Origin of the sequence: Alteribacillus sp. HJP-4, assembly GCF_042139015.1 — a bacterium.
GTDB lineage: Bacteria > Bacillota > Bacilli > Bacillales > Marinococcaceae > JBHIKY01.
On sequence record NZ_JBHIKY010000005.1, the window covers coordinates 173,036 to 186,836 of the forward strand.

The following is a 13,801-nucleotide window of genomic DNA, read 5'->3' on the forward strand; positions in this document are numbered from 1 at the left end:
ATCACCTGAGAAATTTCATTAGTATACAATCATTAAACATTTATGTACTGAGGGTTAAAATTAGAAGAGTGGAATGAACTATGAGTGAAACAAAGGAGTTAAATGATCTTCAATCCGCTCAGCAGACAGGTCGCTTCCTATAGCCCCAGCATTTTATAAAGAAATATGTAGAAGCATTGATGTGACCAATGAAAAATGAAAAATTGTCCAATTTTCATTTTTTAGTTTAACGATAATATCATTATGGGAACATATAATTAAAACAGAGAGAGGATGATACAAGTGATTCGTACAATTTTAATGATTATCGGTCTTGTTGTAGTAGTATTAGCAATTATTAATTTAGCTGGTTAATAAGTAATTCGAACATACAAAAAAGACACCTTAAAGGGTGTTTTTTTTATTGAACGGAAGATAACATTACAAAAACACTTGCGGTCCTGCAGCTGTTTTCGTATGATAGGTCATATTTCAGGGAGTGATAATTTATATGAAAATAGCTTATACGAACGCCGTTTTTCTAACGATGGACGAAAATGAAACGGTAGTTGAGGATGGGTTAATGATTACGGACGACGATAAGATTACTTATATCGGCCCGTATCAGACGGACAAAGCTGCCGAGGCTGGCCGCACTGTTTCCTTAAAAGGAAAGTGGGTGCTCCCCGGTCTTGTAAATACCCACTCTCATGTATTAATGACCATGCTGCGGGGCAGTGCAGATGATATGCCGTTACATCAGTGGCTTACGACAAAAATTTGGCCGATGGAGGAAAAGTTCACTACCGAGCTAGCTGAAATAAGCGCAATGCTTGGCATTCTTGAAATGATAAAGTCTGGAACGACTACCTTTTCTGATATGTTTAACCCCACCGGCATTGATGCTGATGCTCTTATCCATTCTATTGCTGAGACGGGCATCAAAGGTGCATTTTCCTATTCTATTTTCAGCTCTGAGGATAAGAAAGCCGAACTTGAGCATATTCGGAAAGCGGAGCAATTTACAAAGAGATACCGCACGTTTGCCGGCGGACGGATGTCAACGATGACTGCTCCGCACAGTCCATACGCTTGTAACGTAGAAACGCTTCAGGAGAGCGCACGCATCGCTAGTGAAAATAATACCATGATTCATCTTCATGTTTCTGAAACGCGACAGGAAGTGGATAACTGTTTAAACACGCACAGTCTGCGGCCGATTGAGTATTTGGAAAAGCTCGGAATTTTTATTCAGCCGACAATTATGGCACATGGGGTATATCTCACAGAAGTGGAAATAGATATTATGAAGAACCATAACGTCCGAATCGCTCATAATCCGATCAGTAATTTGAAATTAGGGTCTGGTATCGCTGATATTAAGCGTCTGCTGGCTGAAGATATCCTGGTCGGCATTGCCACAGACAGCACGGCTTCAAATAATAACCTTGATATGTTCGAAGAAACGAGGACAGCCGCTTTACTGCAAAAAGGGTTTCACGAAGATGCGGGAGCACTGCCTCTGCAAACGACATTGTCGCTGGCCACGCGAAAGGGAGCGGAGGCGGTAAATAAACCGGATACTGGTCAATTACGCATAGGAAAAAAAGCAGATTTCATCACAGTAAAGGCGGATCAGCCCCATTTTTACCCGCTTTCCAAAGTGAATTCGCATGTCCTATATTCCATTTCCGGAAAAGATGTATGCGATGTATTTATTGATGGAACACCAATTATGCAAAATAAGGAATGCCTGACTCTGGATGAAGAAAAAATTAAAGCAGAGGCAGAGCGGCTTTACATGAATAATTTCACGTAAAAAATTAATGAGAGGATTCAAAACTTATAGACGGGATCACTCATTATTCCATATAATAACGGTACAGGCGTTTCAGATCGAACACTACAGGAGGATGCGACATGGGTTATTATAATGATCCTCAAACGCGCCAGAGCCGTTTAAAGCAGAATAAATTCAATGCAGGATTCTTTGGTTTTATCGGTGCGGTCATTGGAGCAGCTGCAGTGCTTTTTGTCGCCCCATTGCTGGATTCAGGAGAACAAACAGCAACGGAACCCGAAGCAGGTGATAAAGAACAACAGGAAGCGGGGGAAGTGGTTGAGAACCGGACGAATGTGACAAGTGATGTGACAGAAGCAGTAGAAACGGCGTCTGGAGCAGTAGTAGGCGTTTTTAATCTTCAGCAAACAAGCTTTTTTGAATCTGATTCTCCACAGGATCTTGGCGCAGGCTCGGGAGTTGTTTACAAAGAAGAAGGAGACTCTGCATTTATCGTAACGAATCATCATGTCATCGACGGAGCGAGTCAGGTGGAAGTAAGCATTGATGACAATGATCGAGTAGAGGCAGAAATAGTCGGGTCCGATGAGCTGACTGACCTTGCCGTGCTTAGAGTAGGAGCGGAGCATATAACCACCGTCGTTTCTTTCGGGGATTCCACACAGTTAAACGTCGGGGAGCCGGCAATAGCCATTGGGAATCCATTAGGACCGGATCTTTCAGGCACGGTGACTCAGGGAATAATCAGTGCGTTGGACCGAAGCATACCAGTCGATCTTGATGGAGATGGAGTGGAAGACTGGGAGTCTGAGGTGCTCCAGACGGATGCTGCCATTAACCCCGGTAACAGCGGAGGAGCACTCGTGGATATTAATGGAGAATTAATAGGGATTAACTCCATGAAAATTTCACAATCCCAGGTAGAAGGCATAGGTTTCGCCATCCCTACCAATGTTGCCATTCCTGTATTGGAAGACCTCGAAGAATCAGGGCAGGTCGAACGGCCGCAGCTTGGAGTAACAATTGGAGCATTACAAGACATTCCAAGCTACCACTGGCAGGAATCACTCCATCTCCCGGAGGAAGTGGAACATGGGGTGTTTATTACCAGTGTCCTTGATGGATCGGCAGCAGCGGAAGCCGGCCTGCAGGAATATGACGTCATTACTGCCTTAGATGGCAAGGAAATTGAAAATGGAAACCAGCTGAGATCCTTCCTTTATAATGAAAAAAATATCGGGGATAATGTAGAAGTGACATTTTATCGAAACGGTGAGCAGCAGACCGCTGATTTGACACTTGCCGTCCAGGGTACCAATCAGCAATAAGAAAAAAACATCCGCATCGGCCAATGCCTTTGTGGATGTTTCTTTTTTAAGATATAGGAAAGTTTAGGTTTTGTTGATTTCTGCAGGCGGACGCTTTCCGTGGGGCTTGTCTTCAACTAATTCAGCTTCCTCCACAGTTAATACTGCCTAGGGCGTTTTATTCCGCACACTATTCCCACGACGCACAGGACGTGCTAGTGTCGATGTTGGCCACAGGACGTGGCCGGTTTTAATCGACCCGGAGTCGCCGCCTTCCGTTCTTCAATCTAAGTATAATCACCATAAGGATGCTAAAAATACTTCTCCAAAGATAGTTAGACGATGAGCGAAAAGCTGGGGTCACGATGTTCCGGGCGACGCATCGCAAACCAAGCTTTTCTTTTTCGCGGGCAATGCTGCTGAAAAAATGCAACTGGCGACTGATATATACATTAATTATTCCTTTACATGAAGAAAGTCGCCATTCGGATCTGGCGGTATGTCGATTTGTTCTTTATTCTTCCCTCCGTTTTGGGGAATCTCTTCTTTCCCGCAGGAGAGCATTAATTTCCCCTCCAAACACGAGGGAGAGACCAGTTAGAAAAAACCAGAACATCAAAACGATGACGCCCCCGAGACTGCCGTATGTCGCAGAATAATTCCCGAAATTACTGACATAAAAGGAAAAGCAGAGGGAGATGAGCTGCCACGAAACTGTAGCTGCTACAGCACCTGGAATGACTTCTTTAAAAGGAAACCATTTATCCGGAGCTACATAATAAAGCGTAGATAAAATGGTCATCATAATCAGCAGGGAGGCCAGCCAGCGCAGGATATTTACTAAGCGCTCTGTTTCCACGGGAAGCTGAAGGTTAACCGATATCTGGCTTATTATAACATTACCGAAAATAAGTAAGATAAGTGACCCTACAATTGCAATAATCATCCCGAAGGTTAAAAGTATGGACAGCAGTCTGACTTTGATAAAGGATCTTGTTTCTCTGACATTAAAGGCTTCGTTCATTGCACCTATAAAAGCATTCATGCCGCTCGAAGCTGTCCAGATCGTTCCGATAATACCAAATGTTAACAGCCCGCCGCTTGGTGTCGTAATTACACTGAATATATGTTCTTCAAACGCATCCGCCGTTTCTCCCGGCATCATTGCCTCAATAAAGGTTACTGCCTGCTGAGGATCAATGTCCATGTATGGGAGGATGGATAATAATAAGATCAGAAGAGGAAATATCGAAAGCATGAAGAAAAAAGCTTGTTCTGCTGCGAGTCCAGTGGCTCTGTCTTCATTCATTTCATCAATTAATTGTTTTATAAATCCTGCAACACTTCGCATGTTTTTACTCCTCCCTGTCCATAGCAGTGTATTCATATATTCCCATTCTATTCATTTGTATAAACAATGAGTAAGAATTGTAAATATATTGAATAGACAATCATTGTTAACCATAAAAATATTTGTGTTGACACAAGTGTTTTTCTGATTTACGGTTAATAATATGATTTTCAGTGAGGAGAGGAAAAGATGAAATTACGAAATATGTTATATATGGCAATGTTTGCAGCAGTTGTCGGTGTTCTTGGTTTACTGCCGCCGATACCACTGCCGTTATCCCCTGTGCCGATTACGGCACAGACGCTCGGTGTAATGCTTGCAGGTTCGTTGCTCGGGGCTAGGCTGGCCGGAGGAAGTATGCTCCTTTTTGTAGCTCTTATTGCTGCTGGAATGCCTTTACTTGCCGGAGGAAGAGGCGGGATTGGAGTGTTAATTGGACCGAGCGGCGGATATATCATAGCCTGGCCTTTTGCAGCGTTTGTCATCGGGCTGATTGTACAGACGGCAAAAAATCAATTGTCTGTTTCACGGGCCATGCTTGCGAATATTATAGGTGGTATAATTATTACGTATGCATTTGGTATTACTTACTTATCCATCCTGACGGATATTTCCTGGGGCGCGGCGGCCTTTTCTTCGATCGGCTTTTTGCCGGGAGACACGATTAAAGCAATCATTGCTTCTTATGTTGCCGTGAAAATGGCACGACAGTACCCTGTGATAACCAAAAGAAAGCAGAATTCACGTAATCGGTACAATAGAGCTGCCGGTTAGGAGGAAAATGACTGTGAATATATGTGAACGAGTATTCGATCATGCCGTGAAACAGCCTGACTCAATCGCTGTTTCGCTGGATAAATCAAAAATTACGTATCATGAGCTGGCAAAGAAAATCAGCCAGGTTTCGAACTTATTAAGAAATAATAAACACGCAGCCAGAACGTCAGTGGCGTTATTGATGGGAAATGAAGTGGAAACGCTCGAAATATTTCTAGGTGCCGCACATGCAGGCTGGACTGCCGCGCCGCTCGACACAAAATGGAGCCAAAGAGAATTACTATCTATTATTGATCACGTCCGTCCGGATGTGATCTTTGTTCATGTAAAATATTTACACCAGCTCAGAGAGTTGACTTATTGTCCGGAAATTATCGTGTGCGGGAGCGGTGCCGCTGATTTATCCCCAAATCTAAAGTACAAAGAGCAGCTCGATAGCCAGCCATTCCTTCAGGTGAAACCCGCTGCAAATCCCCATGCTCCTTTTTATCTTGGGTTTACATCCGGCACAACCGGAATGCCTAAAGGCTTCCTTCGTTCCCACCTCTCCTGGGTCGAAAGCTTCCGGGTATGGAACGAGGAAATGAACTGGAGCCCTGAAGACGCATTTTATGTACCCGGCCCACTCGTTCATTCGTTGTTTCTTTTTGCCGCCCTGCACGCCGTTCACACCGGAGCGCAATGTATTCTTGAACGAACCTTTCATGCAGACAAATCAATACAGAATATAAAAACTAAAAAAATTTCGGCTTTTTATGCAGTCCCTACTATGCTGGAAGCGATCCGCAGAGTGAATCCGGACCTGCATGATATTTGCCTGCAAAAAATTATCTCCTCAGGGGCAAAAACGGATACAGGCACAGAACAGTGGTGGACAAAAGCGGCACCGGAGACAGAATGGATTGAATTCTACGGAGCATCTGAATTAAGTTTTGTCTCTCTTTTGAGAAAACAGAACAAAACGGGTGAAGCGTCACTTGGAATTCCATTTTCCAATGTGGATACATTTGTTCAAAGAGAAGATGGTACAGAAGCAGCGCCGGGGGACATTGGAGAATTATTCGTGCGCAGTCCGATGGTTTTTTCAGGGTATTTCGGTGAAGCAGCTGAGGCAGAAGAGTGGCTGAGTGCTGGAGATCTGGTCCGTCAGGATGAGAGAGGCTTTCTATACCTGGCGGGAAGAAAGAAGAATATGATCGTGAGCGGGGGGTTAAATGTGTATCCCGAGGAAGTGGAACATATGTTAAAGACGCACGAGGCAGTCTCAGAAGCCATTGTTTTCGGCAGGAGAGATGAATATTGGGGAGAAGCAGTGTCTGCTGTGGTAACTTCGGAAATACCTGAAGAAAAATTAATACCAGAGCTGGAAGCTTTCTGCAGGAAAAAGCTTTCTCTTTACAAATGCCCAAAGCAGTGGCATGTTTTGGAGCAGATACCTTTAACGACAAGCGGAAAGCCGGCTCGAACAAAGGTTATCGAGAGTTTGAACTGAAAGGAAGTGAGATTGGTATGAATCAAGCAGTGGTCGTCTGTGCTAAACGAACCGCAATTGGGAAAAGCGGTGGCATTCTCAAGCAGTTTTCTCCTGAAAAGATGGCAGCAGCAGTGATTAATACTATAATAGAAGAAACTGAAATAAAAACAGATGAAATTGATGATGTTTTGTTAGGAAATGTTATAGGACCCGGAGGCAATATTGCAAGGCTATCTCTTCTCACAGCAGGTCTGCCGGTGTCGGTTCCCGGCGTTACAATAGACCGCCAGTGCGGGTCCGGTCTTGAAGCGATTAACATAGCAGCGCGCCTTATAGAAGCGGGCGCAGGGGAAATGTATCTGGCAGGTGGAGTGGAAAGTGTAAGCCTGGCACCTTGGAAAATGGAGAAGCCTCTTAATGCGCATACCTCCTCACCTCGGTTGTATGAACGAGCAAGATTTTCCCCTGATAGTATCGGAGACCCGGAAATGGGAGAAGCAGCAGAAAATGTTGCGGAGGCCTATCACATTACAAGAGAAGATCAGGACGAATTTGCGCTCCGCAGTCATCAAAAAGCAAGTGCCGCAATTGACAGCGGCGTTTTTCACGGCGAAGTTGTTCCTTTATACGATGGCACTTCAGAAATTAATAAAGATGAATGCCCCCGGAAAAAAACAAGCATGCGTCTGTTAAAGAGGCTTCCGACCATCTTCAGAAGCGGCGGTACAGTCACGGCAGGCAACAGTTGTCCAACTAATGACGGGGCCGCTGTTCTATTGATTACTTCGAGAAAAAAAGCTCTCGCTCTCGGCCTTGAACCGTTGGCGGCATTAACAGATTCAGTAACTTCTGGAGTGGACCCAAATCTTCTTGGCATCGGTCCGGTGCCCGCCGTGGAAAAACTGCTTCAGCGTAAACAAAGAAATATTCAATCGATTGATATTATGGAATTTAACGAAGCATTTGCTTCTCAGGTGCTTGCTTCGCTGCGGGTGCTCCGCATGCCCGAGGAAAAAGTAAATCTGAACGGAGGCGGTATCGCATTGGGCCATCCGTATGGAGCCTCAGGAGCTGTCATTGCAGTCCGGCTTTGTCATGAAATGAAGCGGGGAGAGCAGAGATGCGGCATCGCAACAATGGGAATCGGCGGTGGGATGGGGATCGCTTCCATGTTTGAAAAAGTATGACCGGAGGGAAATCTATGAATTCAGACTGTACAAGTTCTTCAGCCTCCCAGCTTATCACCGTGGAGGAAGAAAAAAGTAAAGCATTCGCACGCTGTCTTCACGATCACCATCCCATGTATTTCAATAAAGAAGCTGCTGCCGCGCTCCGGTATGATAATATTTTAGCATCTCCGACGTTCCCAGTGGCGTGGTGGAAGCGTTTTACACAGCCGTGGCTGCCTAAAAACGAAGTGATAATTCATGGAGAGCAATTATTTGTTTATTCACAGCAGCTGCTCGCAGGTGATCAGATTAAATGCAGTATGAAACTGAAGAGCGCCAGAGAAAAGGCAGGATTATTAATAGTAAAACAAGTTTTATCCGGATCGAACCAGAATGGTCCAGTATTCGATGCGGAAACGACTCTGTTTATCCCCCGTCAAAAAGAGCAGTCCCGGCAAGTATCATCAGAATCACAGGCAGCTGTCATCAGAGCTGATCTCGAAACCGGCCCTATAACTACGAAGGAGCTATACCGCTACGCAGAAGTCTCTGGGGATGATCAGCCAATTCATCTGAAACCGGAAGCTGCCAGAAACGCAGGATTTTCCACTAACATCGTCCATGGGATGTATTTGATGGGAAGAGCTGCCGTTCTTTTTCATCCGGAGCTGGAGCTTGGCAGAAGATTAAAGAAATACCGCATGCGGTTTCAGCAGCCGCTGTCAGCTGGAGATGGACTAGCCTTTTATGCAGATAGAAAAAAAGCAGAAGGGCATATTTATTTTACGGGGAAAAACAGGGAGGACGGAAGCCCTTTAGTTACTGGACATGCAGAATTTGAATCAATATAAGGGAAAAATAGCAGAGAGCTGCAAAGGTTGTTTCTGCGGACGCGGGTTCCGCTTTCGGCCGGTTAGCAAGCTATATTTTTCGCCATGCAGGCCAATAGCGTACCTCCAGTCCGCATCCACCCTCCCGCCTGCGCTGCGCTCCTGGTTTTCACCTATCGCCAACACGTTTGCAGAATGACATCAACAGAAAGGGCAGCAAATCTCTGCAGGTCTTAGTTATTATCAAACCAGCAGATGCCGACAGCGCCGGAGCCAGAATGCACCCCTAGTACTGGGCCAAGCTGTCTCACCTGAAACACAATGTTTGGATATTTCTCTGCAAGCTCCTGCTTCAGCTGTTCGGCTTTTTCTTTTGCGGAAGCGTGGACGATATGGGCGTTTTTTACTGGCGATTCTTCTACTGACTGAGTAAACAATTGGATTAAACGCTGCTGGGCTTTTTTTCGGGAGCGTACCTTCTCAAAAGGGATGGCTTCACCGTTTTGAAAGGCAAGGATTGGCTTGATCTGCAGAAGCTGTCCAAGCAATTTTCCGGTGCCGGAGACACGTCCTCCGCGATGCAGCTGTTCAAGTTTGTCAATCATTATATAGATTCGAAGACGGTCAGCCATACTCTTTAAAGCATCGCGGATGTCAGGAAGGCTGCTGCCATCACTGTGGAGTGCTCTTCCATGCCGGATAATATCGAGGACCGGTTCTGAGGCACCTTTGGAATCTATTACCGTGACATCGAAGCCTGCGATTTCTGCGGCCTGTAAGGACGTTGAAAGAGTCCCGCTTAATGCTCCTGATAAATGAACGGCAATGCCCCTGTCGTACGACTTCTTTAATTCCTTGTACAGCTCTATGAAAGCACCGAGTGCCGGCTGGCTTGTTTTCGGATGCTCTTTATCCTCAGACAGCTTGTTATAGAATGCATCTGCTGACAGCTCTGTTCTATCTTCATACGAGCGCTCTCCGAAAATAATATGGAGAGGAACGACGTACACATCCTCCATATCAATTTTTTCAGTTGCTGCACTGCTGTCCGTGATCCAGGCTATTTTCTCCATTCATGACCCTCCCAAACTCTCTCTACAGTACCGTCAAGTATATCATTTTTTGTCGTAGCAAGTCGTAACAACATTAAGAAATTTGACAACTGCAGTTCCCTATGAATAAATTGGAAGAAACAAACAAGCAGGAGAGACGATGATGGAAAAGCTAGTGAATTACGTAAAAAATAAATGGGAATACGTCAACACTGAGCCGGATCAGCAGCAGTACCCTCCGGAAGTGCTGAAGTACACGATAGAATCTGAAAAACTTGTGCTTCATTTTGCCATCGAAGGACTGACAAGACAACAGGCAAGGATGTACCGTGAAGCCTCATCCTGCTTGAAGTGGTATAACGATACAGAGGAAGAGTCTCTTGAACGGTGTCCTCTTCAATTTATACATAGAAAAAGAAATAAGAAAGCATTTACCGTTTATTACTCAGTTGAAATGGATCCAGAGATTTTTTCAAAGTATTTAACGGATGACAATCATATGGAAATGATCTGGACACCTGCCGCTGTCTTTGAGAAAGATAGTGAAATAATAGGATTTAGATTGACGGCTTCGTCAAATCCGATTTATATACAGGAGCGCCGGATACTTTTTCACCAAAATGTATTGTATTCTTTATTTTTAAACGATGAAGGATATGTATCACTTCACATGAAGGGTATGAAACATTATACAGATATTCTTTCCTTTCCCGTGTATGCCGACTCGATGATCAGGGAGAACGGCCGTTACATGCTGCGCGGATTCGTTTCAGCACAGCTTAGAACAATGGCAGAGGCGGACGTAGAACTCGGTCTATTAATAAAGAAACGGGGAGAGCAGGAAAAGCGTATTCTCCCTATCGGCTGGACAGACGTCAGCTGCTGGACTGCTTCAATGCCCGCAGATGTGATTGCAGACGAATCGGGTGTGTGGGATTTTTATTTTTATACAGGAGAAGATACAGCTCAGCGTCTCCACCGTGTAAAAACTGCACTTTTAGAGCCTTTGAATCCAAGCATATGTCATGTTAGTGACCGTACCGTCAAGCACGTTGAACCTTATGAAACGGTATATCACGGTCTATCGGTCAACGTAACGGCAGAAACAATCATGCTGCGGTCGTTTCACGCTGATTTTTCAGAAAACGTATGCAGACTTTCAGGAGAATTTCCAGCTCCTGAGCTTGAAGACTCCGCCTCGTTTACACTTTTAATGAAAAAAAGAGATTCTGATGCAGGAGAGCAGATTGAACTCAAAACGACTCGGGAACAGAAAAATATTTCATTTCAAGCTATGATATCTGAAGAAGAGTTGTTCCAGGATGGCTGCCCTGAATCTGTACGCTGGAATATATATATAGAAGCCCATGTCCAAGGGGCTGTTTATTTGTACCGTTTAAAGTCACGAGATATCCATTTACAGAACACCACTTTTTATGAAAAATGGAGTGAGGAATCATTATATTACACGTATTTTTATCCGTCGGTCAGTAACCGTCTGACATTTGTATGCAGGCCTGCTGATTATATCAGAAGGCTGAAAAATTTTCGGATTTCAGACGGTGTAATTACTCTGAGGGGGACAGCCTGCATTGTCCGAAAGAATCCTGAGGACGTCGAGACACAAAAAATATACATTATTATAAAAAGCCGGGAAACGGAGAAGATGATCTCAATCGAAGCAAAAAAATGGGAACAAGCTCCATTTAAAAAACTGCCTATTTATCGTAATGAGCCTGCATATGCGGACTGGACAGCAGAAGCAGAACTCAGCAGCTTTCTCGATATTCAGGCTGATAGAGACATTCTTGATTTTTATGTGTGCATTGAGGATGGCCCTATTCGTAATGAAAAGAAACTCGGCTATCGTTATTTCACGTATAAAAAGGACGGAGTTAAAAAGCATGTTTCCTTAGAAACGGGAGAAAAAACAAGTTCCTGGTATTTTGAACTGACGCCGCATGGCAATCTAAAAACGGATGTTAATGTGGTAGATACAGATGATATTAAAAGGCTCAAGGAAGCAAATGAAGTCTACATTAACAATCTTCCTCCAGAACGCGAGGTTTGGGTCGTCGGGGAACGACCGGATACAGCGCAGGAGAACGGGTATCACTTTTTCCAATACTGCCGCCTTCACTTTCCGGAGATGGAAATTTATTATGCAATTGAAGCAGATTCGCCAGACTATCATCGAGTAAAACAGCTTGGAAATGTTCTAATAATCGGGAGTAGCGAACACATGGAGGTGTGTTTGAAAGCGACAGCGTTTATTGCCTCCCATGATATTGAATACATTCTTCCCTTCAAAGGAATGCTGATGGAGTCGTACAAGCGCGGCACCCGTGTATTTCTGCAGCATGGTGTGCTCGGCAGAAAGCGGGTGGAATATGATAAGCAGTTTTACCGTTATCCATTTCAGCTGTTTTGTGTCAGTTCAAAAAAAGAGAAAAAAATCGTAAACGAAGAAATGGGCTATAAGAATGGAGCTATACGGGTAACGGGCCTGGCCCGGTTTGACCATCTGAAGCATGCGGCTCCGCCAGAAAATAGAATCCTATTAATGCCGACCTGGCGGGATTGGCTTTATAATAAAAACACCTTTACAGAATCGGAGTATTTTCAGCGGTATGCCTCCCTGCTGAAAAATGAGAAGCTGGCCGTTCTGTTGGAGGAATATAATCTTACACTTGATTTTTACCCGCATTACAGAATGCAGCCATTTATCGAGTCGTTTCAATTCGGACACTCTGAGCGGATCCGGGTCGTGCCGTTCGGCCGGGAGTCTGTACAGGAACTGTTAATGAAAGCAGCACTATTGGTTACAGATTATTCAAGTGTATCGTTCGATTTTAATTATTTACAGCGCCCGGTGCTCTTTTATCATTTCGATCAAGAGCGCTTCTTTGAACACGGAAGTCTGCGTCCGCTTGAGGAAACCTTTCTTGGTGAAACTGCTGAATCAGAAGAAGAATTAATTCACCATATCCATGAAGCTGCCTTTCGTAACTTCACAGAATCTGAAGGGGCAGCGGCGAATAAAAAGAAAATATTTACATTTGAAGATGATAGAAATGCAGAGAGAATCTTTGAAGCTATTATGAAAAAAAGATTAAGTAAATGTGAAGCTCAAAGAGAGAAATGGCTGAACTAACTGATACTATAGGGCTTGATAGGATTTTCCTGAGGCGGATCTCACAATTTTGCGGCTTTTCATACCACATTGTCACATAATTTTAGATATTATTTATCTGCATTTCCACGTTTAGTAGACACGAAAAGTGGAACATATGTGATATACTCAATCAAGTCAATAAAGGCAGTATGTTTTTTTTGTAAAGTTTTTTCGCAATTTTTTAGGATAGATTTAAAAATATTACACTAATTTTATGTTTCTCTTGTACTAGGAGGCAGATTACTATGAAAAAAGTTATTACGTATGGAACATTTGATTTACTACATTGGGGGCACATTAATTTGTTGAAGAGAGCAAGTGAGTACGGCGACTATCTCGTCTGCGCTATCTCCACGGATGAATTCAACGCTCTCAAAAACAAAAAGGCGTATTACAACTACGAACAGCGGAAAATGATTCTTGAAGCTGTCCGTTATGTTGACGAAGTTATTCCCGAAGACAACTGGGAGCAAAAGCTTGATGATGTGTATCGCCATAATATCGATACCTTCGTCATGGGCGACGACTGGAAAGGTAAGTTCGACTTCTTGAAGCGTCACTGTAATGTCGTTTACCTGCCGCGTACGGCCAATATTTCCACAACGAAGATTAAGCAGGAATTACTTCTTGTAAACAGCTAATGACAAACAATTTGATTTTGGATATGATAAAAAAGGGAGAGGTAATTGCTCTCTCTTTTTTTATACGTTTAAGACAGGGTAATATCTCAATAAATGGATGAAAAGTATAAGAAAAGAAGGCTTTCACCATTTGCTCCTGGAAACAGAATTCAGGGGGAGTCAAAGTAGATATATCAGCACCTGCCGGATATTTATCTGTAAGGGTAGAAATAATACCATACAATATGACATAGTATGGCTAAGGC

The 13,801-nt window shown here is 43.9% G+C and carries 10 protein-coding genes; 8 read left to right on the forward strand and 2 right to left on the reverse strand.

The window, feature by feature from the left end; translation table 11 throughout:
• Positions 1-490 precede the first annotated feature (490 nt).
• Together ACE4RR_RS06560 and ACE4RR_RS06565 are read left to right on the forward strand one after the other, a co-directional pair.
• Complete coding sequence (locus ACE4RR_RS06560; RefSeq protein ID WP_375534606.1) at positions 491-1,798, forward strand: amidohydrolase family protein; 1,308 nt, start codon at positions 491-493, stop codon at positions 1,796-1,798.
• A 101-nt stretch (positions 1,799-1,899) separates the two neighbouring features.
• Positions 1,900-3,108 (forward strand): trypsin-like peptidase domain-containing protein, encoded by a 1,209-nt coding sequence (locus ACE4RR_RS06565; protein ID WP_375534607.1) that lies wholly within the window; start codon positions 1,900-1,902, stop codon positions 3,106-3,108.
• A 493-nt stretch (positions 3,109-3,601) separates the two neighbouring features.
• Here ACE4RR_RS06565 and ACE4RR_RS06570 read toward each other — a convergent pair whose 3' ends face one another.
• A complete protein-coding gene (locus tag ACE4RR_RS06570; protein ID WP_375534608.1) occupies positions 3,602-4,438 on the reverse strand; it encodes a YihY/virulence factor BrkB family protein in 837 nt (278 codons plus the stop codon).
• Positions 4,439-4,627: 189 nt separating this feature from the next.
• Between ACE4RR_RS06570 and ACE4RR_RS06575 the strand changes: the two genes are divergently transcribed.
• Genes ACE4RR_RS06575 through ACE4RR_RS06590 form a run of 4 tightly spaced genes read left to right on the forward strand, consistent with a single transcriptional unit; the run spans position 4,628 to position 8,709 of the window.
• The gene (locus tag ACE4RR_RS06575) at positions 4,628-5,212 is read left to right on the forward strand and encodes a biotin transporter BioY (RefSeq protein WP_375534609.1); all 585 of its coding nucleotides are present in this window, start codon (positions 4,628-4,630) and stop codon (positions 5,210-5,212) included.
• Positions 5,213-5,225: 13 nt separating this feature from the next.
• On the forward strand, positions 5,226-6,707 hold the full coding sequence (locus ACE4RR_RS06580; RefSeq protein WP_375534610.1) for an AMP-binding protein: 1,482 nt from the start codon (positions 5,226-5,228) through the stop codon (positions 6,705-6,707).
• Between the two features lie 17 nt (positions 6,708-6,724).
• On the forward strand, positions 6,725-7,876 hold the full coding sequence (locus tag ACE4RR_RS06585) for a thiolase family protein (protein WP_375534611.1): 1,152 nt from the start codon (positions 6,725-6,727) through the stop codon (positions 7,874-7,876).
• 14 nt (positions 7,877-7,890) lie between these two features.
• Positions 7,891-8,709, forward strand: a complete 819-nt coding sequence (locus ACE4RR_RS06590; RefSeq protein ID WP_375534612.1) for an FAS1-like dehydratase domain-containing protein — start codon at positions 7,891-7,893, stop codon at positions 8,707-8,709.
• A 212-nt stretch (positions 8,710-8,921) separates the two neighbouring features.
• Here the strand turns inward: ACE4RR_RS06590 and ACE4RR_RS06595 are convergent, their stop codons facing one another.
• Positions 8,922-9,761 carry a DegV family protein gene (locus ACE4RR_RS06595; protein WP_375534613.1) on the reverse strand — a complete coding sequence of 280 codons (840 nt, stop codon included), beginning with the start codon at positions 9,759-9,761 and terminating at the stop codon, positions 8,922-8,924.
• A 142-nt stretch (positions 9,762-9,903) separates the two neighbouring features.
• Between ACE4RR_RS06595 and ACE4RR_RS06600 the strand changes: the two genes are divergently transcribed.
• Entirely contained in the window at positions 9,904-12,894 is a 2,991-nt protein-coding gene (locus ACE4RR_RS06600) for a CDP-glycerol glycerophosphotransferase family protein (protein WP_375534614.1), read from the forward strand.
• Positions 12,895-13,160: 266 nt separating this feature from the next.
• Positions 13,161-13,556, forward strand: coding sequence for a glycerol-3-phosphate cytidylyltransferase (gene tagD, locus ACE4RR_RS06605; RefSeq protein WP_375534615.1), 396 nt, complete (start codon positions 13,161-13,163; stop codon positions 13,554-13,556).
• Positions 13,557-13,801 lie beyond the last annotated feature (245 nt).